The 25,241-nt window shown below is 47.5% G+C and carries 26 protein-coding genes and 1 tRNA gene; 23 read left to right on the top strand and 4 right to left on the bottom strand.

Annotation, left to right across the window (positions count from 1 at the left end; genetic code table 11):
- Positions 1–10 precede the first annotated feature (10 nt).
- From B3G15_RS10270 to trxA, 7 genes are all read left to right on the top strand, one after another.
- Positions 11–418 carry a DUF350 domain-containing protein gene (locus B3G15_RS10270; RefSeq protein WP_023469001.1) on the top strand — a complete coding sequence of 136 codons (408 nt, stop codon included), beginning with the start codon at positions 11–13 and terminating at the stop codon, positions 416–418.
- A 185-nt stretch (positions 419–603) separates the two neighbouring features.
- Positions 604–1,500, top strand: coding sequence for a YitT family protein (locus tag B3G15_RS10265; protein WP_050677634.1), 897 nt, complete (start codon positions 604–606; stop codon positions 1,498–1,500).
- Positions 1,501–1,698: 198 nt separating this feature from the next.
- Complete coding sequence (locus B3G15_RS10260; RefSeq protein ID WP_214805255.1) at positions 1,699–3,372, top strand: AMP-binding protein; 1,674 nt, start codon at positions 1,699–1,701, stop codon at positions 3,370–3,372.
- A 71-nt stretch (positions 3,373–3,443) separates the two neighbouring features.
- Positions 3,444–4,022 (top strand): TetR/AcrR family transcriptional regulator, encoded by a 579-nt coding sequence (locus B3G15_RS10255; protein WP_214859612.1) that lies wholly within the window; start codon positions 3,444–3,446, stop codon positions 4,020–4,022.
- Positions 4,023–4,096: 74 nt separating this feature from the next.
- Positions 4,097–4,870: an electron transfer flavoprotein subunit beta/FixA family protein gene (locus tag B3G15_RS10250; protein ID WP_214859613.1), complete on the top strand. Its 774-nt coding sequence runs from the start codon at positions 4,097–4,099 to the stop codon at positions 4,868–4,870.
- A 13-nt stretch (positions 4,871–4,883) separates the two neighbouring features.
- Entirely contained in the window at positions 4,884–5,849 is a 966-nt protein-coding gene (locus B3G15_RS10245; protein ID WP_050677630.1) for an electron transfer flavoprotein subunit alpha/FixB family protein, read from the top strand.
- Between the two features lie 161 nt (positions 5,850–6,010).
- Complete coding sequence (gene trxA, locus B3G15_RS10240) at positions 6,011–6,322, top strand: thioredoxin (protein WP_023468994.1); 312 nt, start codon at positions 6,011–6,013, stop codon at positions 6,320–6,322.
- A 61-nt stretch (positions 6,323–6,383) separates the two neighbouring features.
- Here trxA and B3G15_RS10235 read toward each other — a convergent pair whose 3' ends face one another.
- Positions 6,384–6,761: a VOC family protein gene (locus B3G15_RS10235; RefSeq protein WP_290720618.1), complete on the bottom strand. Its 378-nt coding sequence runs from the start codon at positions 6,759–6,761 to the stop codon at positions 6,384–6,386.
- 14 nt (positions 6,762–6,775) lie between these two features.
- On the bottom strand, positions 6,776–8,098 hold the full coding sequence (locus B3G15_RS10230) for a dihydrolipoyl dehydrogenase family protein (protein ID WP_214805254.1): 1,323 nt from the start codon (positions 8,096–8,098) through the stop codon (positions 6,776–6,778).
- 82 nt (positions 8,099–8,180) lie between these two features.
- On the opposite strand from B3G15_RS10230, the gene uvrC reads away from it, so the two are divergent.
- Complete coding sequence (gene uvrC / locus B3G15_RS10225; RefSeq protein ID WP_064299530.1) at positions 8,181–9,965, top strand: excinuclease ABC subunit UvrC; 1,785 nt, start codon at positions 8,181–8,183, stop codon at positions 9,963–9,965.
- Positions 9,966–10,006: 41 nt separating this feature from the next.
- On the opposite strand, the gene B3G15_RS10220 is transcribed toward uvrC, so the two are convergent.
- Together B3G15_RS10220 and B3G15_RS10215 are read right to left on the bottom strand one after the other, a co-directional pair.
- Positions 10,007–10,621, bottom strand: a complete 615-nt coding sequence (locus tag B3G15_RS10220; protein WP_023468990.1) for a PH domain-containing protein — start codon at positions 10,619–10,621, stop codon at positions 10,007–10,009.
- 117 nt (positions 10,622–10,738) lie between these two features.
- A complete protein-coding gene (locus B3G15_RS10215) occupies positions 10,739–11,158 on the bottom strand; it encodes a YslB family protein (RefSeq protein WP_050677628.1) in 420 nt (139 codons plus the stop codon).
- A gap of 213 nt (positions 11,159–11,371) precedes the next feature.
- On the opposite strand from B3G15_RS10215, the gene B3G15_RS10210 reads away from it, so the two are divergent.
- The 15 genes from B3G15_RS10210 (at position 11,372) to lon (ending at position 25,241) form a co-directional block, all read left to right on the top strand.
- The gene (locus B3G15_RS10210) at positions 11,372–11,989 is read left to right on the top strand and encodes a succinate dehydrogenase cytochrome b558 subunit (protein WP_029342294.1); all 618 of its coding nucleotides are present in this window, start codon (positions 11,372–11,374) and stop codon (positions 11,987–11,989) included.
- Positions 11,990–12,008: 19 nt separating this feature from the next.
- On the top strand, positions 12,009–13,772 hold the full coding sequence (gene sdhA / locus B3G15_RS10205) for a succinate dehydrogenase flavoprotein subunit (RefSeq protein ID WP_023468987.1): 1,764 nt from the start codon (positions 12,009–12,011) through the stop codon (positions 13,770–13,772).
- Positions 13,772–14,578, top strand: coding sequence for a succinate dehydrogenase iron-sulfur subunit (gene sdhB / locus B3G15_RS10200; RefSeq protein WP_023468986.1), 807 nt, complete (start codon positions 13,772–13,774; stop codon positions 14,576–14,578). Before sdhA ends, sdhB begins: the two co-directional genes overlap by 1 nt.
- A 56-nt stretch (positions 14,579–14,634) precedes the next feature.
- Positions 14,635–15,090: an acyl-CoA thioesterase gene (locus B3G15_RS10195; RefSeq protein ID WP_058713782.1), complete on the top strand. Its 456-nt coding sequence runs from the start codon at positions 14,635–14,637 to the stop codon at positions 15,088–15,090.
- A gap of 65 nt (positions 15,091–15,155) precedes the next feature.
- Positions 15,156–15,419, top strand: a complete 264-nt coding sequence (locus tag B3G15_RS10190; RefSeq protein ID WP_012371023.1) for a phosphocarrier protein HPr — start codon at positions 15,156–15,158, stop codon at positions 15,417–15,419.
- Positions 15,420–15,505: 86 nt separating this feature from the next.
- On the top strand, positions 15,506–16,312 hold the full coding sequence (gene racE, locus B3G15_RS10185) for a glutamate racemase (RefSeq protein ID WP_023468984.1): 807 nt from the start codon (positions 15,506–15,508) through the stop codon (positions 16,310–16,312).
- Positions 16,313–17,068: a ribonuclease PH gene (gene rph, locus B3G15_RS10180; protein WP_064299531.1), complete on the top strand. Its 756-nt coding sequence runs from the start codon at positions 16,313–16,315 to the stop codon at positions 17,066–17,068.
- Positions 17,065–17,658, top strand: a complete 594-nt coding sequence (locus B3G15_RS10175) for an XTP/dITP diphosphatase (RefSeq protein ID WP_023468982.1) — start codon at positions 17,065–17,067, stop codon at positions 17,656–17,658. The genes rph and B3G15_RS10175 overlap by 4 nt, the downstream gene beginning before the upstream one ends.
- 5 nt (positions 17,659–17,663) lie before the next feature.
- Entirely contained in the window at positions 17,664–18,173 is a 510-nt protein-coding gene (locus tag B3G15_RS10170) for a metallophosphoesterase family protein (RefSeq protein ID WP_290720592.1), read from the top strand.
- A 73-nt stretch (positions 18,174–18,246) separates the two neighbouring features.
- Positions 18,247–18,320 (top strand) — tRNA-Arg (locus B3G15_RS10165).
- A gap of 102 nt (positions 18,321–18,422) precedes the next feature.
- A complete protein-coding gene (locus B3G15_RS10160; protein ID WP_231681742.1) occupies positions 18,423–18,947 on the top strand; it encodes a hypothetical protein in 525 nt (174 codons plus the stop codon).
- A gap of 28 nt (positions 18,948–18,975) precedes the next feature.
- Positions 18,976–19,959: a hypothetical protein gene (locus tag B3G15_RS10155; RefSeq protein ID WP_290720588.1), complete on the top strand. Its 984-nt coding sequence runs from the start codon at positions 18,976–18,978 to the stop codon at positions 19,957–19,959.
- A 110-nt stretch (positions 19,960–20,069) separates the two neighbouring features.
- Positions 20,070–21,362, top strand: a complete 1,293-nt coding sequence (tig, locus tag B3G15_RS10150; protein ID WP_023468978.1) for a trigger factor — start codon at positions 20,070–20,072, stop codon at positions 21,360–21,362.
- 234 nt (positions 21,363–21,596) lie between these two features.
- Positions 21,597–22,862 carry an ATP-dependent protease ATP-binding subunit ClpX gene (gene clpX / locus B3G15_RS10145; RefSeq protein ID WP_023468977.1) on the top strand — a complete coding sequence of 422 codons (1,266 nt, stop codon included), beginning with the start codon at positions 21,597–21,599 and terminating at the stop codon, positions 22,860–22,862.
- Positions 22,863–22,931: 69 nt separating this feature from the next.
- Complete coding sequence (gene lon, locus B3G15_RS10140) at positions 22,932–25,241, top strand: endopeptidase La (RefSeq protein WP_290720582.1); 2,310 nt, start codon at positions 22,932–22,934, stop codon at positions 25,239–25,241.

The following is a 25,241-nucleotide window of genomic DNA, read 5'->3' as shown; positions in this document are numbered from 1 at the left end:
GGAAAGCAGGATGAACATTTTTGAGAACGTCTATGTCTACACGACAGCGCTCTATTCGGTCGCGGGATTACTGATCATTTTAGGACTTGCACTTTTTGAGTTGACAACCCGGTATAAAAACTGGGAACATATCAAGAGTGGCAACATCGCCGTTGCGTTAGCAACAGGTGGAAAAATCATCGGACTCGCCAATATCGTTCATTTCGCTGTTCAAGGGGAAGAACGGGTCGGGTCGATATTTCTTGAAAGTGCTTTTGGCTTCTTACTGTTGATATCGACATACTGGATCTTTGAATTCCTGACACCGAATTTGCCGGTAGACCGTGAAATCGAGAACGGCAACATTGCTGTCGGCATTATTTCATGTGCCTTATCGATCGGCATGTCCTACGTCATCGGATCAGCGTTAGTGGGGTGAATCCGTGTTAGAACGTTTAGCGAAAATCATGTTCGGGGTTTCGATTGCCTTTTTGGTCGTCGGTATCCTTTGGATTGTATTTAATTAAAAGAACCGGTCTTACCGTGTGATCATTCCGTACTGACATCGTTTCAGTACGGAATTTTTATTGGAAGCCACGCCTAATCAAAAAAGGAGGAACGCATATGAACGTAAGAAAAACATCAACAACGACAGAAACGAGACGCCGTGCTTTTGAGGCGATGCAATTGATTTCTTGGAAGGACATCTTCTGGGTCATCATCGGGTCTGCGATTCTCGCCTTTGGAATCAACTACTTTACGATTCCGAACGATTTATCTGAAGGTGGATTGATCGGGATCACGGTCATCTTCTACTACCTCTATGGCTGGGATACGGGACTTGTTTCCCTGATTGCGAACGCCTTGCTGTTCGTCGTCGGTTATCGATTCCTCAGCCGGAAGACGATGCTTTACTCCGTCATTTCGGTCGCCGTCACATCATTTGTCCTCTCCTCGACTGCTAGTCTAGCGACATCATCAGATAGCCGTTTAATCGGTACGGTCTATGCGGGAATTCTGATTGGTGTTGGGATTGGTCTTGTCATTCGAGCTGGAGGAACGACGGGCGGCGGAGTCATCATCGCTCGACTGATGAATAAATACTTGAATCTCAGTATCGCGGTCTCGATGTTTATCATCGATGTCGCGGTCGTCGGTGCATCAGGGTTCCTATTCGGAGAAGAGACGATGCTATACACGTTGATTGCAATCATCATCGGCTCGTACTTGATTGATCTCGTCAGCGAAGGATTAAATGTCCGCGAAGCGGTCACGATCATCAGTCATCGCCAAGAGGAGATCGCGACGATCCTGACAGAGACGCTCGGTCGTAGCGCGACGGTCATCCACAGTCACGGTCATTTTACGAAACAAAAGAATGATATGTTGTATATGATCGTCGATAAACGACAACTGGCACCGTTGAAACAGATCGTCGAAGCAGCGGATCCCCGCGCCTTCGTCGTCATTCATAAAGTGCGCGAAGTCATTGGTGAAGGATTTACGTATCCATCCCGGTGATGTCTATTAAAAAGCAGTGCTGCTTCTTTTTCGGAAACGAGAAAGGGTGGTGCTGCTTTTTTGTATGATGATTTCTAATTGAACGAATCGAAAAAAACAATCAGATTTGATTTCTTTTTTTGGATTTTACTGGCATGTCGAATTCGATTCAACGTATAATAAAAATGAATAGTAATTCATTATCAGGGAGGGAAACGTATGGAATCCGTTTGGTTATCTGATTATCCCGAGCAAGTACCCGCATCGATTGATTATCGAGAATTACCTCTTTATCAGGCACTCGATGAGGCAGCGACTGATTTTCCAGAACAACGTGCCTTGAGTTTCTTAGGAAAACGTATGACGTTTCGTGAAGTACGTGACGAGGCCCGCGCACTTGGGAGCCTATTACAAGAGCATGGACTAAAAAAAGGGGATCGCGTCGGACTGATGTTACCGAACTGTCCCCAGTATATGATCAGTTATTATGCTGTTCTCTATGCAGGTGGTATCGTCGTCCAAGTGAACCCACTCTATACAGACCGTGAACTTGAACAGATTCTCGTCGATTCAGGAGCACATCTACTCGTGACGCTCGATCTACTCTATCCGAAAGCGTCTCGTGTCAAGGCGTCGACGACACTCAAGACCGTCGTGACGACAAGTATCGCGGATTACCTTCCCTTCCCTAAAAATAAACTCTATCCGATTAAAGCACGGAAAGATAACAACATCATCATTGATACGACAGGTTCGATCCCGTTTTTATCTTTGCGGGGGTATGAACCGATTACACCAGTCGCGATTCAACCGAAGGAGGACGTCGCGGTTCTCCAATATACGGGTGGAACGACAGGCGCACCCAAAGGTGTCATGTTGACACACTTTAACTTGAGTGCAAACGTCGAACAGATCGACAACTGGTTCTATAAATACAATCGAGGAGATGGACGGAAGCTGTTAGCAGTCGTTCCTTATTTCCATGTCTATGGCATGACGTGTAACCTTAATTTCGGCATATTTAATGCCTATGAACAAATCATCGTTCCAAAATTCGATATCGAACAGGTACTCAAAACGATTCACAAGGAAAAACCGAATTTGTTCCCAGGTGCTCCGACGATGTATGTCGGTCTATTGAATCATCCGAAGCTGAAGAAGTATGATCTCTCTTCGATTGAAGCCTGTATTTCTGGTTCAGCTCCACTACCAGTCGAAGTGCAGGAAAAATTCGAAGCGCTGACGGGTGGGCGGATCGTTGAAGGATACGGTTTGTCTGAAACGAGTCCGGTGACACATACGAACTGTATCTGGGATCGTCGGATTCCTGGAACGGTCGGTATTCCGGTACCCGATACGCAAGCGAAAATTGTCCAAGCAGACGGAGAGACACCGGCTGCTCCAGGTGAGATTGGTGAGATCATCGTCACAGGTCCGCAAGTCATGAAAGGATACTGGAAACGACCAGAAGATACGCAAGCTGTTCTGCGAAACGGTTGGTTGCATACGGGAGACCTTGGATATATCGGTGAGGATCATTATTTCCGAATCGTCGATCGGAAAAAAGATTTAATCATTGCTTCTGGATTCAACATTTATCCACGTGAAGTCGAAGAAATCCTATATGAACACCCAGCCGTTAAAGAAGCGGTCGTCATCGGTGTTCCGGATGTCTACCGCGGAGAGACCGTCAAGGCGTTCATCGTCGTCAAGGATGAGATGACGGTCACAGAAGAAGAACTCGATCAATTCTGTCGCAAGCAGTTAGCATCGTTCAAAGTGCCGAAGCAGTATGAATTCCGGCAAGAGTTACCGAAGACTTTCGTTGGTAAGATTCTCCGCCGTGTTCTCGTTGAAGAAGAACGTGCCAAACAACTCGAAGAAAGCAGTTGACAGGATAAAATGACATGATAGAATAAATATGAATGAACCATCATTCATTTTATGCGTTAGGAGATAGTGGAATGAAACGAACAATGTCAAAGAGTGACCGCATCATTGATGCCGCCGTAAAAGTCATCGCCAAGAACGGCTACCATGGAGCGAAAGTGACTGCCATCGCAAAGGAAGCCGGGGTTGCGGATGGAACGATCTATCTGTACTTCAAGAATAAAGAACATCTCTTGATTTCGCTATTCCAAGCGAAAATGGGAAGCTTCATCGAATATTCCGAAGGACAAATCGCGAATCACACGTCAGCAACAGAACAATTGGCCGCATTGATCGAGGCACATCTTGAGCAATTATCCGTTGATTATGATTTGGCTGTCGTCACGCAAATCGAGCTACGTCAATCCAATCAAGACATGCGCCAAAACATTGCCGCCGTCTTAAAGCCGTACTTGCATCTGATTGACCGGGTCGTTAAGCACGGGATGACGACAGGTGAGTTTTCAAACGATCTGGATTATCGATTAGCACGTCAGATGATTTTCGGAACAATCGATGAGGTCGTGACGAGCTGGATGGCAAGTGGATTCAAATATGAGTTGCTTGAGACACGCGACGGGATTCATCGGATGTTGATCAAAGGGCTGAGTTAAGCCCTTTTCATGACAACAACTATGTAAGCGGATACAAAGGATGATGGTGAATAGACGACAAGGGGGAGCATGAGATGGAAATCTATGTACTGTTGAAACGCACATTCGATACGGAAGAAGCAATCCAACTCGAGAATGGTCAAATCGATGAGGATGGCGCTGAGTTCATCATTAACCCATACGATGAGTATGCGGTAGAAGAAGCGATTCGTGTTCGTGATGCACAAGGGGGAACGGTAACGGTCGTGACGGTCGGACCGGAAGATGCGGACAAAGAATTACGAACAGCACTCGCAATGGGAGCGGATCAAGCAGTTCGTATCTCGATTGAAGATGATATCGAAGAGGCAGATCATTTCACGATTTCTGAAGTGCTCGCTGGTTATTTGAAGGAACAAACGGTTGATCTCGTCATCGCCGGGAACGTCGCAGTCGATGGCGGAAGTGGTCAAGTGGCGCCTCGCGTCGCAGAACTACTTGATATCCCTTACGTGACGACGATCACGAAACTAGAGCTCGACGGTACGAAAGCTGTCGTGACACGCGACGCTGAAGGGGATACGGAGACGATCGAAACAACGCTTCCGTTACTCGTCACTGCGCAACAAGGATTGAACGAACCACGTTATCCGAGTCTGCCAGGGATCATGAAGGCGAAGAAAAAGCCGCTTGAAGAACTCGAACTCGATGATCTTGAACTTGATGAAGACGAACTCGCACCACGTCTAGAGACGATTGATCGTTTCTTACCACCGAACAAAGCAGCTGGTAAGATCCTTGAAGGTGAACTGAACGAGCAAGTCGCGCAACTCGCATCATTATTACGCAACGAAGCAAAAGTGGTCTAAGGGGGAGAAACGAATGACAAAAGCATTAGTACTCGCAGAATCACGGGACGGCAGTTTACGGAATGTGTCGTTTGAGGCAATCGCAGCAGCGCGACGTGTCGCGGATGAAGTCATCGCGGTCCTGATTGGACACGATGTCGCAAAGGATGCGGATGCACTAGCATCACGCGGAGCGGACCAAGTCCTCGTCGTCGAGGATGAGCGTCTTTTACACTACACGCCAGACGGTTATGGACAAGTCTTCCTCGAGTTGATGAATCGAACGTCACCCGACGTGCTCGTCTTCGGTCATACGTCGCTCGGCAAGGATCTATCACCGAAGATCGCGGCAAAACTACAAGCCGGTTTGATCAGTGATGTGACGGCGATTGAAGGGGAAGGCGCAGATGCGTCATTCATTCGCCCGATCTACTCGGGGAAAGCATTTGAAAAAGTCAAAGTCGCAGAAGGCAAGACACTCTTTACAGTCCGTCCGAACAACATCGATCCGCTCGAAGCAGGTAGTTCACAAGGAACGGTCGAGTCGGTTACGGTTGAACTGAAGGATTTACGGACAATCGTCGCAGACATCGTACGCAAAGCAACAGGCGGCGTTGATTTGTCAGAGGCAAAAGTCATCGTCGCAGGTGGACGAGGCGTCAAGAGTTCGGACGGCTTCGCACCGTTACAAGAACTAGCAGATGTCCTCGGAGGAGCAGTGGGTGCTTCGCGTGGTGCTTGTGATGCAGATTACTGCGACTATGCGCTTCAAATCGGTCAGACAGGTAAAGTCGTTACACCGGATCTTTATATCGCGTGTGGGATCTCAGGTGCGATCCAACACTTAGCAGGGATGTCAAATGCCAAAGTGATCGTTGCGATCAACAAGGACCCGGAAGCGAACATCTTCTCTGTCGCTGACTATGGCATCGTCGGTGATTTGTTCGATGTCGTGCCACTATTGACAGCTGAATTCAAAAAAATGCTCGTTCACGGATGAGTTTGAAGACCGGTGCCATTATCATGGTGCCGGTTGTTTTTGCAGATTTTTCGCGTGAGCAGTTTCGTTTGTTGGAAGAGACTGCTATGATATACTCGAATCAATAAAGAGATCACCCATTTTTCTACCGGGTCGATCTACTCATTAGGAGGTTATGATCAATGGCAATCGTACACGCAACTAGCCAATCATTTAAAGAAGAAACACAAGAAGGACTCGTCCTTGTTGATTTTTGGGCAACATGGTGTGGACCATGTCGTATGCTCGCACCTGTTCTTGAAGAACTCGATGCTGACATGCAAGATGTAAAAATCGTCAAAGTCGACGTAGATGCAAACCCAGAAGTAGCTGGAGCATTCCAAGTTCAAAGTATCCCGACACTCGTTCTCTTCAAAGATGGACAACCTGTCAACAAAACAATGGGCTTCATGCCAAAAGACGCACTTAAAGAATTCGTTGAAACATCTAACTAATTCTTTCCTGCATATCAAAACAGACCGTTCTGCACAGGCAGAACGGTCTGTTTTTTTTAGATTACATTGGCGTACAAAGTTCAATCAGGTGACCATCGGGGTCGAGGACATAGGCGACGACTTGCCCCCATGGTTTTTGAGCAGGAGAGAGGACGGTCTCATATCCTGCCTCCACCACCTTCTGAAAAAGAGTCGGGACGTCATCCGTGATGAAACCAATCTCTAACGTCTGTTGTGTTTTTCCGCTTGGTATCATGTAATCCGGAATCAACTGTTGCACGTCTTCACGCGTATTGAAGGCGAGTGTCGTCTGACCGGTCTCGAACTCGATGTAGCTCCCGTGCTCCGCCTTGACGGATAGTCCAAGAACGTCTCGATAGAATGTCAGCGTTCGTGCAGTGTCTTCAATGTATAAAATCGTATAGCCGTATTGAATCATCCAAAAGCCTCCTGTCAATCCTCGAATAACGAAGCGATATCTGAAGCCGGTGTCGGGTAAGCGAATCCAGTCTGTTGCATCGAAGTACTTGGAATCCGGTGTTGCATCGCAAACGAGAAATAGTTTGCTAGTTCCGCTGCATTGACACCGATGAAGTGTGCGCCAAGGACTTGATCATCTTCCCCGACGAGCACTTTCGCCCGAGCGAAACTGTCCTTGATCCGTGCGTTCGTTTGCCAAGCGGACGTATCAATCAAGCGACCACGATAAGGAATACCTGCTTTTTTCAAAGCAGCTTCCGTCTCACCGACGAGGGCGAGGTTCGGCGCGGTGAATACGACGCTAGGTACAGGGAGCAGCTCTAGTTTCCGGTTGTTCCCTTCGAGCATGTTATCGGCAGCGAGTCGTCCTTCGGTTCCAGCAAACGGCGTCAACGCTGGATTCCCGCTGACAGCAACATCCCCTGCGGCATAGATATGTTCGACGGAAGACTGAAGGTACGCATTGACATGGATTCCTTTTTCATTATGAGCAACGCCAATTGCTTCGAGACCAAGTTGATCGATACTTGCGACACGTCCAGTCGCATTCAAGACGACATCCGTCTTCAAGACGTCACCGTTCGATAAATGAAGGGATTCCTCTTCGTAAGCGACGACCTCTGCTTCTTTGATGATCGAGATACCAAGTGCCCGCGTGGCTTCTAACAGCACATCGACCAATTCGCTCTCAAATTGTTTTAAGGCGTTAGAACGTAAGACGATCGTGACGTCTGCGCCAGCAATACGAGCGAGATGGGCGAACTCGAACGAGATATAACCGCCACCGATGCAGACGAGTCGGCGTGGAAGTTCTTTCAGTTCAAGAAACTCATTACTTGTTATGAAACGCTCACTACCGGGTACAGATAATTCGCGAGGTCTTAGACCGGTTGCGATTAAAAACTGTTTCCCTTCGATTTCGTCTTCACCAATTCGAAGGCGATGTGAAGACACGAAATGCGGTTCTCCATGGAAATAGTCGATGTCCGTTTCCGCGTACCGCTTTCGTGTTTGCTCCGGGATGGCGCGTGTGTATTCATTCTTTCGCTCCATCAATTGGCGCCAATCAATCGAAATCAGCCCCTTTACGCCGTATCCGAGCAATCGCTCGACAGCGTCTTTCGTCTCACTACCCGTCAGTAAGATTTTTTTTGCGTCACATCCACGTTGTGCGCATGTGCCACCTGGAGTGAAGTTCTCCACGATGGCAACACGTAGTCCTTTTTCAGCGAATTTATAAGCCGCTTGGTTTCCAGCGGAACCTGTTCCGATCACAATGCAATCATATGTACGCATTTTTCATCCTCCGTATGTCATAATCAATGTATGGTATTTACCCGAACGAATAAAACTAAAAACGGTGAAAGGAGACATTTATTTGGGACATCAAGAACATATCAAAGCGAAACTATCCCTTTTGCCTGATGAGCCAGGATGTTATCTGCACAAAAATGAATTCGGCGAAGTCATCTATGTCGGAAAAGCAAAAAATCTCAAGAATCGTGTCCGTTCCTATTTCACGGGAGCACATGATATTAAGACGGAACGTCTCGTCGCGGAAGTCCGTGACTTCGAATACATCATCACAGCCAGTGAACTAGAAGCGTTGCTGCTTGAGATGACACTAATTAAGAAACATGATCCGAAGTACAATATCATGTTGAAGGATGACAAGTCATATCCGTACTTGAAAATTACGAATGAGACCTATCCTCGCCTGATCACGACGCGTAAGTTAAAAAAGGATGGTGGTCATTATTTTGGTCCTTATCCGAATGCGTATGCGGCGAACGAGACGAAACGTCTGTTAGATCGTTTATATCCGCTACGTAAATGCCAACCGATGCCGAAAAAACTTTGTCTGTACTACCATATCGGTCAGTGTCTCGGTCCATGCGAAATCCCGAATCTCGAGTCGGAACAAAAAGCGCTCGTTTCAGAAATCCGACGTTTCTTGTCGGGCGACACGAAAGAGCTTGTCGAAGACTTGAAACAGAAGATGGCGGACGCGGCCGAAACGATGGAATTCGAACGTGCCGGAGAATTGCGCGATCAAGTACGGGCGATCGAGTCGATCATGAACAAACAAAACATGATCACAGCGGATTTGACGTCACGCGACGTATTCGGAATCCATGTCGATAAAGGTTGGATGTGTGTCCAAGTCTTCTTCCTTCGCGGCGGAAAGATGATCGAACGTGATGTCTCGCTTTTCCCGATTTATGGTACACCGGCAGAAGAGCTCGAGAGTTTCATCGTCCAGTTCTACGAAAAGAACATCAAGCCAAGTGAAGTCTATGTACCGCCACTCGTCAATCAGCTGTTGCTCAAAGAGGCGCTATCGATTAAAATTCATGTTCCGGTCCGAGGATCAAAACGGAAATTACTTGATTTAGCAACGAAGAATGCTGAAAATGCGATCTCTGAACGCTTCGAGTTGTTAGCGAAAGACGAGAAACGGACCGTTCAAGCAGTCGAAGAACTCGCTGACGCGATCGACGTTCATCCATTGTCCCGGATTGAGATCATCGATAATGCGAACATTCAAGGTGCGGATGCCGTCTCGGCCCTCGTCGTCTTTGAAGACGGTAAACCACTGAAAAAAGAATACCGGAAGTTCAAGATTCGGACGGTTCAAGGACCGGACGACTATGAATCGATGCGGGAAATCGTACGTCGGCGTTATCGACGGTTGTTACTCGAAGGAGCGCGCCTTCCGGACCTCGTTTTGATTGACGGAGGAGTCGGACAGTTGAATGCTGCTTTAGAAGTCATTCAAGATGAACTCGGCTTATCCCTGCCGGTCGGCTCATTAAAAAAGGATGACAAACACCGGACGAGTCAATTGTTGTTTGGAGAAGATGCCCGTCTCGTCGAACTAAGTCCGCGTTCGAGTGCGTTTTATCTACTTCAACGGATGCAAGATGAGGTCCACCGGTTCGCGATCACGTTCCACCGCTCGCTCCGTTCAAAAGGGATGACCCGTTCCTTGCTCGACGAGATACCAGGAGTCGGACCGAAACGACGCCAGCAGTTGATTCGTCATTTCGGATCGATGCGTAGCTTGCGACGCGCAACGATCGAACAGTTGGCGGAAGCAGGATTACCTGTCAAGTTAGCGGAAACCGTCGCTGAATATTTAAGTCAAGCAAATGAAGAATGAAAAAATGCCGTCCTCTTGAAGAGGGCGGCATTTTTAAATAATTAGTTGTTGATGTACTTTTCGTAGTATGAACCAAAGTCACGCTGGTTCCACTGATGGTAGTGACCTTGTAGCCACTCGAAGGATTGTTCGGACAACTCCTTGAATGTTTGCGGCACGTTCATGTCACCTTGACGAAGTCCGCCGAGAATCGTGACCGAATGATTCAATGAGCTGTTTGCGAACTCGAGCATCTTTTGTCCTTCATACTGTTTTTCAGCGATGGCAAGAAGTGTTTTATAAAGATCTTTCACATGTTCGAGTTGTTTCTTATCGACGTCGATCGAATAATGTTTACCACCAATCTCGAATTTGATCTCGACATCAAGATCTACTGTTCCCGCCGTTTCGAACATGACGTGGCGAATCGGATAGTGTGCGTACGGATAACGATACAAGACGCGTTTCGAACTGACGGCACTTTCACCATCGAGGTGAATTAAAGCCAGATTCGTAAAGCAATACTCGTCAGATTTAGATTTGATCAAGAAATAGATTTTCTCGCCGTCTTCATGTAAGACATAATCGTCAGCGGCTGCCTTGTCGAAATCATCAGGATGAATGACTTGTCCGATATCACTGAATCCTGTTAAATCTGCTGCTAGTTTTTTGAACATGTGAAGTTCCTCCTCGCGATTTGTGTACGAATGATTTTACGAGCATTTACTGCAAAAGGTTTCATGAATCTATTTCGATGTTGAAAATTAAGATTCCTGTCACGTTTTATGTAAATTTCACTTGAGCGGTTCAAGTGGATCTTTAGGGTCGATTTGGACCGTGATTTGAACGAGCTCTTTATTTAACTCGGCATATCCTTCCGCGACACATCCGTTAAAACGAGAGAACTGTTCAGCGAGGAAACCCGCTTCGAGTTGGAAGTACCCTTGTGGTCGTTCATCTCTCGTCGTATCAGGAGGAGACAGAACGAATGAGATAGCAGTTCCTTTACGTTTCTTGATTTCGAGCGTTCCCCAACCTGCTTGTTCAAAAAATGAGGCTAATTCAGATTCATCTACGACAGGGAATTGACGCGCTAGACGTTTACCTGCCCAGTAGATGACTTGCCGATAATCCGATCCTAAAAGATCAGTCAGCACATAATCTCGGATCAATTCGATACCGAAAAGTGGTGTTTGATTTGGTGTAGCATCCATCATGATTCACTCCTATCTGTGAACCATTATACCGAGATGATTCTTGTCGGTCATTGTTTTCCTAAAAAAATTTGCAGTTAAATGCAACGGCTCGGGTTGTCTTCTAAAAAGGACAGGAGTAGAATAAGTGATGAAAAGACGAATTTCCTTATGAAAGCGCTTTTCTACCAAAATGCGCCAACGGTTGATTGGCAAACAAAAGGGGGGATTTGGATGGCGAATCATCGTGATTTCGTGAGTCGTAAGATACACTCACTGCTCGGCGTCATTCCAATCGGGTTATTTTTACTTTCGCACTTAACGACGAACTACTTCATCGTACGTGGTGAGGAAGACTTCAATAAGGCCGCGGAATTCGTGGGGAACGTTCCGTATCGATTGTTCTTAGAGATCTTTGTCATCTTCATTCCGATCATCTTGCATGGTGTCTACGGTGTGTACATCGCATTCACCGGTTCTGCGAACACAGGGCGTTATACATACTTCCGGAACTGGATGTATGTACTGCAACGGTTCAGCGGTGTATTCCTTGTCGTGTTCATCACGTGGCACGTTTGGGAAACACGGATTGCCGCTGCGATGGGAACACCAGTGGATGCAAGCATGATGCAGAACATCGTCGATAACGGATTCATGCTCGCGTTCTATATCGTCGGGATCTTGGCGACGACATTCCACCTTGCGAACGGACTTTGGACGTTCTGCATCACATGGGGAATCACGCAGTCACCAGCATCTCAACGGGCGATGTCTTACGTGGCAGCACTCGTATTCATCGGTTTATCGTTTGTAGGCGTACGCTCGATCTTAACGTTTGCAGGCGTGTTGTAAGGAAAGGGGAACTGACAACATGGCGAACAAGAATCTTGTCATCATCGGCGGAGGGCTTGCCGGTCTGATGGCTACGATAAAAGCAGCGGAGCAAGGCGTACCAGTTAAGTTATTCTCACTCGTACCCGTTAAACGCTCACACTCTGTTTGTGCACAAGGTGGCATCAACGGAGCGGTCAATACAAAAGGGGAAGGGGATTCACCATACCAGCATTTCGATGACACGGTATACGGTGGGGACTTCCTCGCAAATCAACCACCTGTTCAAAAAATGGCGGAAGCAGCGCCGAAGATCATTCATATGTTCGACCGGATGGGTGTCATGTTCAACCGGACACCGGAAGGCTTACTCGACTTCCGACGTTTCGGAGGAACGTTGCATCACCGGACGGCATACGCTGGAGCGACGACAGGCCAACAACTGTTGTACGCATTAGATGAACAGGTTCGTAAGTTCGAAGCGCAAGGTTTGGTAGAAAAATATGAAGGATGGGAATTCCTTCGTGCCATCATCGATGACAATGGCATCTGTCGTGGAGCGGTTTGTCAAAACCTCCGGACGATGGAAATCGAGGCATTTGCCGCGGATTCGGTCATCCTCGCGACAGGTGGTCCTGGGGTCATCTTCGGAAAATCGACGAACTCGGTCATCAACACAGGACAAGCAGCAGCTGCTGTCTATCGTCAAGGTGCGATTTATGCGAACGGTGAATTCATCCAGATTCATCCGACAGCGATTCCTGGAGACGATAAGTTACGTCTCATGAGTGAATCAGCACGAGGTGAGGGCGGTCGCGTCTGGACGTATAAAGACGGTAAGCCTTGGTATTTCCTCGAAGAAAAATATCCTGCGTACGGAAACCTTGTTCCACGGGATATCGCGACACGTGAGATTTTCGACGTCTGTGTCAATCAAAAACTCGGCGTCAACGGGGAAAACATGGTCTATCTGGATCTATCGCATAAAGACGCAAAAGAACTCGACGTCAAACTCGGTGGGATCCTTGAAATCTACGAGAAATTCGTTGGTGATGATCCACGAAAAGTACCGATGAAGATCTTCCCAGCTGTTCACTACTCAATGGGTGGACTATGGGTCGACTACGATCAGATGACGAATATCCCTGGATTGTTCGCAGCTGGTGAATGTGATTATTCGATGCATGGTGGTAACCGTCTTGGAGCGAACTCACTTCTCTCTGCGGTATACGGCGGAATGGTCGCAGGACCATCAGCCATCGCTTATATGAACGAACTCGAGACATCGGTTCATGAGATGAGCGAGGACGTCGTCGAAGCGCATAAGATTGAAGAGATCAACCGCTTCAACGATATCCTATCCATGGAAGGTACGGAAAACGCGTATCAAATCCACCGTGAGCTTGGAGAAATCATGACGGATAACGTCACGGTCGTCCGGTACAACGATAAGCTCGAAGAGACACTGACAAAAATCAAGGAACTCCGCGATCGCTTCACACGCATCTCGGCAACGGATACAGCACGTTGGAGTAACCAAGGGGCATCGTTCATCCGTCAGCTCGATCACATGCTCGACCTAGCTGAAGCAATCACGCTTGGTGCCTTAAAACGTGACGAGAGTCGCGGAGCGCACTATAAACCGGACTTCCCGGAACGTAATGATGAACAGTTCTTGAAGACGACGATGGCACGTTATACGAACGGTCATCCAGAAATCTTCTATGAAGACGTCGACACGTCGTTGATTCCACCACGGAAACGCGACTACAGCAAGAAGTCGAAGAAAGAGGTGAAAGCATAATGGCGACACCACTCGAATCATCTACTACGCAAAAATCGGTTCAATTCATCGTTCAACGTCAAGATGGACCTGATGGTAAACCGTATGATGAAGCGTTTGAAATTCCGTACCGTCCGAACATGAACGTCATCTCTGCTTTAATGGAGATTCGCCGGAATCCTGTCAATGCAGCTGGTGAAAAAACGACACCAATCAACTGGGACATGGGTTGTCTAGAAGAAGTCTGTGGCGCTTGTTCGATGGTCATCAACGGCACACCACGTCAGTCGTGTACGGCACTCGTCGATAAACTCGAACAACCGATCCGTCTGCAACCGATGCAGACGTTCCCGATCGTTCGTGACCTTCAAGTCGACCGTCAACGCATGTTCGATGCGTTGAAAAAGGTCAAAGCATGGGTCCCAATCGATGGAACGTACGATTTAGGACCAGGACCGCGTATGCCAGAAAATAAACGCCAATGGGCATATGAGTTATCGAAATGTATGACGTGTGGCGTGTGTCTCGAGGCATGTCCGAACGTCAACGATCGTTCGACATTCATCGGACCGGCATCGATCTCACAAGTTCGTCTATTCAACTCGCATCCAACAGGTGCCTTCCACAAGGAAGAACGCCTTGAAGCGTTAATGGAAGACGGCGGGATCATGCAGTGCGGTAACGCTCAAAACTGTGTCGAGGTTTGCCCGAAAGGGATTCCGCTGACGACTTCGATCGCAGCGATGAACCGTCAGACGACACTTCATTCATTCAAGAAGTTCTTCGGTAGTGACGAAGGACGGACAGGTGAAGCCGTTAGTTCATGATTTATCAAAGAAGGAGCTTGCTCCTTCTTTTTTCATTCAGACAGGAGGAACTCATTGTGCGCGTACCAGCTTATATTCCAGAACTTGAATCATGGCTTGAACAGATGAAACATGGCACACGACTCGATGTCGCCGTTCGTTTTGCGGAGACGGATGCCTATGGTCATATGAATAACCGGGTACCGTTCGTCTATTTTGAGGACGTTCGGACATTGATGTTAGAGGAAACAGGATATTCGCTTGCAGAAGACGGCATCATCGTCGTTGCGGATGCCCAGTGTAATTACATTCGTCAAGTCTACCCACGGGCACGTCTCGCTGTTTATGCGTATCCGGTACATGTCGGTAGTGCATCGTGTGACGTCCACTATGCGGCATTTGATGAGCAAGGTGAACTGATGTTCACAGGACGGACATCGATGGTACAAATCGACCGTGCCGGGAAAGCATTCCCGTGGAGTGAAGCATATAAAAATTCCTTGCAGAATCGATTCGAATCCGTTATCATTTGATAATGAGTTCACATATTCGAAAACGACTCACTAGTACGTTATTAGTGAAGGGAGATTTCTTAATCATGGAAAAAACATTCAAAGTCATCGCGGATTCAGGCATTCACGCTCGTCCGGCTACTCAGCTCGTCAACACAGCTTCTAAATTCCAATCAGACATCAACTTGGAATACAACGGGAAGACTGTCAACTTGAAGTCAATCATGGGTGTTCTTTCACTCGGAATCGCGAAAGATTCAGATATCAAAATCGTTGCAAACGGTGACGATGCTTCTGAAGCAATCACGACTCTTTCAGATATGCTGACTAGCGAAGGTCTTGCTCAGTAATCCTGTAATCGTACATTCTCGGACGCCGGTCTTGCACCGTCGTCCTTTTTTGTTACCATAGGAATGAGAGAAAGAGGTGGAGAAGAGTGAATCGAGCGATTGGAGTACTGGATTCCGGAGTCGGTGGGTTGACGGTCGCACGTGAATTGATGCGACAGTTGCCCCATGAGCGAATCATCTATGTCGGGGATACATTACGGTGTCCGTATGGTCCTCGTCCAGAGGAGGAGATTCGTGAGTTTACGTGGGAGATGATTGATTATCTCGTGCAACAAGATGTGAAATTGATCGTGATCGCCTGTAACACAGCCACGGCTGTCGTCTTAAAAGAAGCGCGAGAACGTTTAAATATACCTGTCATCGGTGTCATTGATCCTGGAGCCCGCGCGGCAGTTAAGGTGACGCGTACGAAACGAATCGGTGTCATTGGAACGAAGATGACGATTACAAGTAATTCCTACGAGAAGGCATTACGCCACGTCGAAGGACAAGTCGTTGTCGAATCGTTAGCGTGCCCGCCGTTCGTCCCGCTCGTCGAGTCGATGCAGACAGACGGTGCGTACGTCGAACGTGTCGTTGCCAATACATTACGACCATTGATGAATTACGATATGGATACATTGATCCTCGGGTGCACTCATTACCCGCTCCTAGCAGATGTGATTGGACGGGTCATCGGACCAGGCGTCCAGCTAATCTCTTCAGGAGACGAGACAGCGCTCGAGGTAGCAGCACTACTTGATTACAATACGATTTCAGCAGATGTGACACAAATTCCGGAACATCGTTATTATGCGACAGGCGATATCCGCTCATTTGATCAGATTGCGACGGACTGGCTCGATCAGACCATCCATGCGGAGCGCATCGTGCTTGGAACGGAGGAAGATTAAATGCGGATAGACCAACGAACGGCGGACCATCTCCGTCCTATTCAATTATCGATTGATGTCAATAAACACGCAGAAGGTTCTGTCTTGATTGAACTGGGTGATACGAAAGTCCTCTGTACGGCGACCGTCGAGGAGAAGGTGCCACCGTTCCTTCGCGGTAAACGCCAGGGCTGGATCAATGCGGAATATTCGATGTTACCACGTGCGACGGCTCAGCGGACCGCACGAGAAGCCGTCCGTGGCAAGCAGACGGGACGGACGATGGAAATCCAACGTCTGATCAGCCGCTCGCTTCGGGCCGTCGTTGATTTAGAGAAGCTCGGGGAACGAACGATCTGGATCGATTGTGACGTTATTCAGGCAGATGGCGGCACACGAACGGCATCGATCACTGGTGGTTTTTTGGCACTCGTCCGAGCAGTCGATCAATTGATTCAAGCGGGAAAACTGACAGATACACCGATTAAAGAGGGCATCGCAGCGATCTCGGTTGGAATCGTCGAGTCGAATGTCTTGCTCGATCTATGCTATGAAGAGGACGCTGCGGCGGAAGTCGACTTCAATCTCGTCATGACCTCGTCGGGGAAAATCGTCGAAATGCAGGCGACAGGGGAAGAGTCGACATTTTCCCGTCAAGAGATGCTCGAAATGCTCGAACTTGGGGAAAAAGGAATTAAGGAACTGATTGATGCTGGCCGTGAGGCACTCGGTGTCTCTTGGTGGTATGTAGGAGAAGAAGTGGGGGAACATAGATGAAGGTCATCGTCGCAACACACAATGCAGGTAAAGTGAAGGAACTTGAAAGCATGCTGGGTCGTCTCGGTTATACGGTCGAGTCGTTACTCGATCACGCCGATGCTCCGGAAACGGATGAAACAGGTGAGACATTCGAGGAGAATGCACTTTTAAAAGCAACAGAGGCAGCAGCCTACTTTGGCCACGCGGTACTTGCTGATGATTCAGGTCTTGAAGTCGATGCTTTAGACGGCGCTCCCGGCGTTTACTCAGCACGCTTCGCGGGTCTTGAAAAGTCGGATGCGGCGAACAATGCTCTACTACTTGAAAAGTTAGAAGGTGTTCCGGAGGAAGAGCGGACGGCGCGCTTCGTTTGTGTACTAGCGCTAGCGAAACCAACTGGTGAGACATTGACGGTTCGTGGAACGATGGAAGGGCGAATCGGTTTTGAAGCGTCGGGTTCGAACGGGTTCGGTTATGATCCATTGTTCGTCACAGAAAGCGGACAGACGGCTGCTGAATTGACGAAAGAAGAAAAAGCGATGATTAGTCATCGTGGCAATGCATTGCGTAAGCTCGAACAGGACTTAACTACTTTCTTAGGAGTGTGATGAAGATGAGAGCGTTGATCGTTAGTGATAGCCATGGACTAGAACAAGAACTGCTTACGATATTCGAACGTCACCAAGACGTAGATGCGGCATTTCATTGTGGGGACTCCCAATTGACGCGCGACATCGAATCATTATATCCATATCGTGTTGTGCGAGGGAATTGCGATTACGGACACGATTTTCCGGAAGAAGTCATATCGGAAATGGATGGTCATACCATCCTTTGTGTCCACGGACATCGGCAGGACGTCAAATACAGTCTAGATGTCTTACAGCATCATGCGAAGGAAAAGCAGGCGGACATCGTCTTATATGGTCATTCCCATGTGGCGAAGGCTGAATATCGGGACGGTGTGTTATTCATCAATCCAGGTTCAATCCGGATGCCACGTCATCGACCAGACAAGACGTATGCGATTCTTGAAGTGGATCAAAACCGTTATTCTGTCGATTTTCTTGATGTGAACGGTGATCGAGTCAATGCCCTGCATCTGGACGGAACATTTTTGTAATAAAATAAATGCAATGTTTGTAATGTGATTGACACGAAAGAATTGTTCTAGTATAGTTTATTCGTGTTGACACGTCCCAATAGCTCAGCAGGATAGAGCAACGGCCTTCTAAGCCGTCGGTCGGGGGTTCGAATCCCTCTTGGGACGCTATAATTAAAATAGAGACTGCCCTTACGAGGGTGGTCTCTTTTTTTTATTCCGATTTTCGATTATAATTAAGGTATCATGAACTCGAAAGGGATGAATGCAATGTGGAAGAAAGTTGGAGCAGTCCTCGTGCTAAGTACGTTTCTTGCTGGATGTAGTGAGATTTCAAATACAGTCGACGATGCAAAACAACAAGTCAACGATGTAAAAAATAGTGTTGATTACGCTGGAGAACTTCAAGGCATTGCGAAAGATACGGCCCAAGTCACGTCAGATTTGTCGGCTTCCTTGAATGAGGCTGCTACGACAGCGCGTGAATCCGCGAACCCTGAACAAGCACTTGATCAACAAATCGAAAAGTTGAAGGAAAACGGAACGATTGATCAGTTCAATCAAGAACTGGATCAAATCGATCAACGATTAGCGGGACTTGAAAATCCGCCGCAAGAATTGCAGAATTTAAGTGCAAAACTCGAGCAGTACGTGAATCAATCGGAAGACATCGCTCGATTACTTGAAGCTGACGTCTCATTAGATACGTTGAATCGATTAGGAATCGAGCAGGCGGGACAACTTCAAGAAGCGATCACGAACTGGACGTCTTTACTCGATCCATTTACGAAATAAGAAGTTGAACATGAAGGAGTGCCGGAATATGGGGACATCGCGCTGGATGGAACATGAACTAGAAGTAGAACGAGCGCGGATTCTTCGTTTGCCCGCTTCTAAACAAGAACAATTGATTATGGAATTAGAGACTGACCAATTGACAGGAGAAGATGTATTACACCGGCTCTATGTCATTCAACCACTCTTAATGCATGACCGTGAACGATTTGAAACAGTGGCAGAACGATTTCTTGAAGTCGAGGGTGTCGAGCAAGTGCTCGCACTCTTTCTTTATGAACTCGGAGAACGTTATCCGATGAAACTCGCTTTGCGCTCGGCGTCACCGTATCTGCCTTATGGGCTCGCGCTTCGATTAGATGAAATCAAACAACAGATGCGTGTTCGCGAACAAAAGCCGGCAGTTCAAAACAACCCTGTTGCGCAGTGTGAGGTAACATCAGCAACGGAACTGATGCATGTGTTACGACATGGGAATTGGGTCGAACAAATGCGCCATTTGACCGGTATTGAATTCGAACGGACCTCTGAGCTCATTGCATATATCACCCAGAAATATCTTCAGGCGCAAAAGACTGCACATCAAAGTCTACTCGTCATTGATCAGTTATTAGGAAGCGTGCTGGATCACGTGTCATATCCGATAAGCATTCATGTACCACACTTAGCTGTAGACTGGACGATCTCGTCACGCGAAGATTTAGAAGAAATCCTGATGGTACATCAACAGGAGCAACAAGCGTTACTGGCATCGATGCATACGTTAGAGCGAATGGATCCGTTCCGAGCGTTGCTCGTCTTGCGATCGGATCAACTGATTCATCTTGAAGAACGAGAACGAATCGGATCAGATATGGAGAAATGGCTCGCAGCATGCGAAGAACTCGCAGGTCTGACATTTGAACGTGAAGAACCGGAACGTATCCTCAGTCCGCTGGCGAAGCGGTTATATCGAGCGGCACATATCCTTTATCCAGAAGTCATCGCATTCGAGCAGATTTACTTCGATTGAGACATCTGGAAACGATTCGTTCAACAGTGGTAATCGTCAGAACGATTGTGCTATAATGTGACTTGTTGTACACACATGTACGCTAATTGACAATTTTGGAGGGACTCAGCATGACTGCAAAATGGGAAAAACAATCAGGTAGCCTCGGCGTCCTCACGTATGAAGCGCCTGCTGAAGCATTTGATAAAGCGGTAGACCAAGCGTTCAAGAAAGTCGTTAAGACTTTGAACACACCTGGTTTCCGTAAAGGAAAAATGCCACGCGCAATGTTCAACAAAATGTACGGTGAAGAAGCACTGTACCAAGATGCACTCGATATCCTTTACAAGGACACAATCGAAGGTGCAGTCGTCGAATCAGGAATCGAGCCAATCGCGCTTGAGAACATCGACGTTGAAACACTCGAAAAAGGCAAGCCAGTCGAATTCAAAATCACGTTCGTCATCGAGCCAGAAGCTACACTCGGTGAGTACAAAGGTCTTGAGTACACAGCAGTTGAAACGAACGTTACTGACGAAGACGTCGACGCTGAACTCAAAACATTGCAAGAACGCGGTGCAGAACTCGTCGTTAAAGAAGATGGCGTCATCGAGAATGGCGATACAGTCGTATTCGACTTCGCAGGTTTCGATGGGGAAAACCAATTCGACGGCGGAACTGCTGAGAACTACTCACTCGTCATCGGTTCTGGAAACTTCATTCCTGGATTCGAAGAGCAAATGGTCGGTTTAAAAACTGGCGAGCAAAAAGATCTTGAAGTGACATTCCCAGAGGAATACCACGAAGCATCACTCGCTGGAAAACCAGTTACATTCAAAGTAACGATCCACGAAGTCAAAGCACAAGAGCTCCCTGAATTGACAGATGAGTTCGCAAAAGAAATGGATGAAGAAGTTTCTTCACTCGACGAGTTGAAAACAAAAATCCGTACGCGTCTCGAAAACACACGCAAACAAGAAGCTGATGCTTCAATGCGCGATGAGTTAGTCGAAGCGGCTACAAAAAACGCGACAGTTGATCTTCCAGAAGTCATGGTCGAAAACGAAGTCGAGCGTATGGTTCAAGAGTTCACACAACGTATTCAATCACAAGGTATCGACCTCAACATGTACTTCCAGTTGACTGGAACGACAGAAGAGGCAATGCGTTCTGAAATGAAAGAGCAAGCGGAAGAGCGTGTTAAAGCACGTCTCGTCCTCAAGCAAATCGTTGCTGACGAAAAAATCGAAGTAACAGATGAGGAAACTCAAACTGAACTTCAATCAATGTCAGAACTCTACAACATCCCTGCAGATCAACTTGAAACGATGCTTGCACCACAAGGTGGTCTTGAAACGCTTAAAGGCGATCTTCAATTCCGTAAAGCTATCGATGTTCTCGTCGACAACGCAAAAGCAAAATAAGCCATTTCATGGTTTTCGATCGACTTCAAGCCCAATTTCTGGTCTTGGAGTCGATTTTTTTGTACGATAGGTCAAACAAGGACAAACGATCCTTGGTTCAGAACATCAAACTGTAAATCGTTCGTCCAGGATTTGAAAGACTTTCCTTGTTCATGCTACAATCATAAATAGTAAAACGTGAGACGGGATGCTACAGGCATCCATACAATTTCCACGTTAAAGGGGTGGACCTTTATGTTTAAATTTAACGAAGAAAAAGGTCAGCTAAAATGTTCTTTCTGTGGAAAGACACAAGAACAAGTACGCAAACTTGTTGCTGGACCTGGCGTTTACATTTGCGACGAGTGTATCGAACTCTGCAATGAAATCGTAGAGGAAGAACTCGGCACTGAAGAAGAAGTCGAGCTAAAGAATGTTCCGAAACCGCATGAAATTCGTACGACACTTGACGATTATGTTATCGGTCAAGAAAAAGCGAAGAAGTCGTTGTCTGTAGCGATGTATAATCACTACAAACGAATCAATGCTGGTGGTCGCGCAGATGATGTCGAGCTTTCGAAATCGAACATCGTCATGATTGGACCAACAGGTAGCGGTAAAACACTTCTTGCCCAAACGATGGCACGTATCTTGAACGTACCGTTTGCGATTGCAGATGCAACAAGTTTGACGGAAGCTGGTTATGTCGGCGAAGACGTCGAGAATATCCTGTTAAAACTCATTCAAGCAGCGGATTACGATGTCGAGAAGGCTGAAAAAGGAATCATCTACATTGATGAGATCGATAAGATTGCTCGTAAATCAGAAAACCCGTCGATTACACGTGACGTATCTGGTGAGGGTGTCCAACAAGCCTTGCTGAAGATTTTGGAAGGAACGGTTGCGAGTGTACCGCCACAAGGTGGACGAAAACACCCACATCAAGAATTCATCCAAATCGATACGACGAACATCTTGTTTATCGTCGGTGGCGCATTCGATGGTATCGATCAGTCGATCAAACGTCGTCTTGGTAAAAAAGTCATCGGATTCGGAAACGATTCAGAGAACCGTAACCTTACACAAAAAGAAATTCTGGCAGCTGCATTACCAGAAGATCTTCAAAAGTTCGGTTTGATTCCAGAGTTCATCGGTCGTTTGCCGGTCATGGCGACGCTCGAGCCACTTGATGAAGAGGCACTCGTTCAAATCTTGACGAAACCGAAAAACGCCCTCGTGAAACAATATAAGAAAATGCTTCAACTCGATGATGTCGAACTCGACTTCACGGAAGATGCACTTCTTGAGATTGCAAAACTTGCAATCGAACGTAAAACAGGTGCGCGTGGTCTTCGTTCGATCATCGAAGAAACTATGCTTGATATCATGTTCGAAATCCCATCACGTGAAGACATCGCGAAAGTCATCATTACAGCAGAAACGTTGACTGGTAAACGCGGTCCAACGCTTGAGTTGAAAGATGGTACAATTGAACATGGGAAAGAAAAAGAAACGGCGTAACACCGTGACAAATCGGCTCGGAGGCTACTTGTACGCCTTTCCGAGTCTTTTTGTTTAGGAGGAATTCGAATGAAGAAAAAACAATATCCACTTTTACCGTTACGCGGTGTCGTCGCGTATCCGTTGATCGGATTGACGATTGATGTAGGGCGTCCGGTATCCTTAAAAGCCTTACTTGCATCAAAGGAACACGAAATCGATCTCGTCGTCGTCACGCAACGTGATCCAGAGGCAGAGCCGTCTGTTGACGGGCTGCACCAAGTTGGTACGCTCGTTCAAATCGCGAAGATGAGTGAACTCGGGAATGATACGGTCCGTGTCCGAGTCATCGGGAAGGAACGTGTCCGGATCGAAAACGTCGAAGAGACAGACGAAGGTTATCAAGCCGTCATCGAACCAATCGAGAAGATGGACATCAAAGGAGCGAAACAAGAAGCGCTCGTTCGTCTCATCAAAGAACAGTTCGGTCAGCTCGTCTCTCGGATCAAAGGAATCGGAACGGATGAACGTCGCCGATTCGAGACATACGAACGCCTCGATTCATTGACGGACTATATTACGTCGAAGCTACCAATCGATATCTCGAAGAAACAGGAGTTTCTCGAACAACAGGATCCGGTCGAACGAGGATTGATGTTGCTTGATGTCATGAAACACGAATATGAAGTCGTCGAACTTGAACGTGAGATGCGTGAACGGACGAAGAAGACGATTGAACAATCGCAACGCGAGTATTACTTGCGGGAACAATTGAAGACGATTCAACAAGAACTAGGTGGCGAGTCGGCTTCTGTTGAAAGCGATGCGACGAAATATCGGGAGCAGCTTGCGATGCTTGATTTACCAGAAACGACGGTTGCGAACGTCGAGAAGGAAATCAGTCGTTTAGCGGTCGTACCGGCGACGAGTCCCGAACATGGGGTCATACGCAACTATCTCGAATGGTTCTTCTCGTTGCCGTGGAATGAAGCAACCGATGATTTCTTGAACGTCTCGGCTGCTTCGGAACAGCTTGAAAAGGACCATTACGGTCTAGAGAAGGTCAAAGAACGGATCCTTGAGTATCTTGCCGTTCGTCAATTGACGGACTCATTACGTGGACCGATTCTTTGTCTATCTGGTCCTCCGGGAGTCGGGAAAACGTCGCTTGCCCGTTCGATTGCCACAGCACTTGAGCGGAAGTTCGTCCGCGTTTCACTTGGTGGCGTGCGCGACGAAGCGGAGATCCGTGGACATCGCCGGACGTATATCGGTGCGATGCCAGGACGGATCATTCGTGGTTTAAAACAAGCAGGAACGAACAACCCGGTCTTCCTGCTCGATGAGATCGATAAGATGTCAAATGACTTCCGTGGTGACCCGTCGTCCGCAATGCTTGAAGTTCTTGATCCGGAACAAAACAACAGCTTTTCTGATCACTATATCGAAGAACCGTTCGATCTATCGAACGTTCTGTTCATCGCGACAGCGAACGATGTCTCGAATATCCCCGGACCATTGCTCGACCGGATGGAATTGATTCAAATCGGTGGCTATACGGAACAAGAGAAAACGGAAATTGCCGTTCGTCATCTCTTATCGAAGCAACTGGCTGAACACGGTCTGAAAAAGAGTCAATTGACGGTCAAAGCAGACGCGCTAGAAGAAGTCGTCCGTCGTTATACACGAGAAGCCGGTGTCCGGAATCTCGAACGTGTCCTCGGCTCACTTTGCCGGAAAGCAGCGAAACAAATCGCGATGGGTGAGAAGAAACGGGTGACGGTGACAAAACGTAATCTGGACGATTTCCTAGGCAAACCGATCTACCGCTATGGTCAAGGCGAGCTCGAAGATATGATTGGCGCGGTGACTGGTTTAGCGTATACTGCTTTTGGGGGCGATACGTTGACGATCGAAGTCAGCCTTGCTCCGGGTAAAGGGAAATTGCAGTTAACCGGGAAACTCGGTGATGTCATGCAAGAGTCGGCTCAGACCGCGTACAGCTTCGTCCGAGCGAATGCGACGTCCCTTGGCATCGAACCGAACTTCTACGAAACGCAAGACATCCACATCCACGTTCCTGAAGGTGCCGTACCGAAAGATGGTCCATCTGCTGGGATCACACTCGCGACAGCATTGATTTCCGCTTTAACAAAACGCTCGGTTCGCCGGGATGTCGGGATGACAGGTGAAATCACGTTGCGTGGACGTGTCTTACCGATCGGTGGATTAAAGGAGAAGTCACTCGCAGCACATCGTGCGGGCTTGACGACCGTTCTGTTGCCACAAGACAATACGCGGGACATCGATGATATCCCGGAAAGCGTCCGCGCAGGAATGGAATTCATTCCGGTCGCGACGATGGAGCAAGTGCTCGAACATGCATTAAAAGGAGAGTAA

Source organism: Exiguobacterium sp. UBA1053 (genome assembly GCF_002316465.1).
GTDB classification, from domain to species: domain Bacteria; phylum Bacillota; class Bacilli; order Exiguobacteriales; family Exiguobacteriaceae; genus Exiguobacterium_A; species Exiguobacterium_A abrahamii.
The sequence above is the reverse complement of the archived record's forward strand: the minus strand, read 5'-3'. Positions and strand labels throughout refer to the sequence as shown.

Bases quoted from the DNA above. Each gene is read 5' to 3' on its own strand.
- B3G15_RS10270 (WP_023469001.1), top strand. From the start codon at position 11: ATGAACATTTTTGAGAACGTCTATGTCTACACGACAGCGCTCTATTCG.
- rph (WP_064299531.1), top strand. From the start codon at position 16,313: ATGCGGATAGACCAACGAACGGCGGACCATCTCCGTCCTATTCAATTA.
- B3G15_RS10250 (WP_214859613.1), top strand. From the start codon at position 4,097: ATGGAAATCTATGTACTGTTGAAACGCACATTCGATACGGAAGAAGCA.
- B3G15_RS10170 (WP_290720592.1), top strand. From the start codon at position 17,664: ATGAGAGCGTTGATCGTTAGTGATAGCCATGGACTAGAACAAGAACTG.
- B3G15_RS10260 (WP_214805255.1), top strand. From the start codon at position 1,699: ATGGAATCCGTTTGGTTATCTGATTATCCCGAGCAAGTACCCGCATCG.
- sdhB (WP_023468986.1), top strand. From the start codon at position 13,772: ATGGCGACACCACTCGAATCATCTACTACGCAAAAATCGGTTCAATTC.
- B3G15_RS10190 (WP_012371023.1), top strand. From the start codon at position 15,156: ATGGAAAAAACATTCAAAGTCATCGCGGATTCAGGCATTCACGCTCGT.
- B3G15_RS10245 (WP_050677630.1), top strand. From the start codon at position 4,884: ATGACAAAAGCATTAGTACTCGCAGAATCACGGGACGGCAGTTTACGG.
- B3G15_RS10230 (WP_214805254.1), bottom strand. From the start codon at position 8,098: ATGCGTACATATGATTGCATTGTGATCGGAACAGGTTCCGCTGGAAAC.
- clpX (WP_023468977.1), top strand. From the start codon at position 21,597: ATGTTTAAATTTAACGAAGAAAAAGGTCAGCTAAAATGTTCTTTCTGT.
- lon (WP_290720582.1), top strand. From the start codon at position 22,932: ATGAAGAAAAAACAATATCCACTTTTACCGTTACGCGGTGTCGTCGCG.
- B3G15_RS10215 (WP_050677628.1), bottom strand. From the start codon at position 11,158: ATGGATGCTACACCAAATCAAACACCACTTTTCGGTATCGAATTGATC.
- B3G15_RS10175 (WP_023468982.1), top strand. From the start codon at position 17,065: ATGAAGGTCATCGTCGCAACACACAATGCAGGTAAAGTGAAGGAACTT.
- B3G15_RS10235 (WP_290720618.1), bottom strand. From the start codon at position 6,761: ATGATTCAATACGGCTATACGATTTTATACATTGAAGACACTGCACGA.
- B3G15_RS10255 (WP_214859612.1), top strand. From the start codon at position 3,444: ATGAAACGAACAATGTCAAAGAGTGACCGCATCATTGATGCCGCCGTA.
- trxA (WP_023468994.1), top strand. From the start codon at position 6,011: ATGGCAATCGTACACGCAACTAGCCAATCATTTAAAGAAGAAACACAA.
- B3G15_RS10155 (WP_290720588.1), top strand. From the start codon at position 18,976: ATGGGGACATCGCGCTGGATGGAACATGAACTAGAAGTAGAACGAGCG.
- B3G15_RS10160 (WP_231681742.1), top strand. From the start codon at position 18,423: ATGTGGAAGAAAGTTGGAGCAGTCCTCGTGCTAAGTACGTTTCTTGCT.
- B3G15_RS10220 (WP_023468990.1), bottom strand. From the start codon at position 10,621: ATGTTCAAAAAACTAGCAGCAGATTTAACAGGATTCAGTGATATCGGA.
- B3G15_RS10265 (WP_050677634.1), top strand. From the start codon at position 604: ATGAACGTAAGAAAAACATCAACAACGACAGAAACGAGACGCCGTGCT.
- B3G15_RS10210 (WP_029342294.1), top strand. From the start codon at position 11,372: ATGGCGAATCATCGTGATTTCGTGAGTCGTAAGATACACTCACTGCTC.
- sdhA (WP_023468987.1), top strand. From the start codon at position 12,009: ATGGCGAACAAGAATCTTGTCATCATCGGCGGAGGGCTTGCCGGTCTG.
- tig (WP_023468978.1), top strand. From the start codon at position 20,070: ATGACTGCAAAATGGGAAAAACAATCAGGTAGCCTCGGCGTCCTCACG.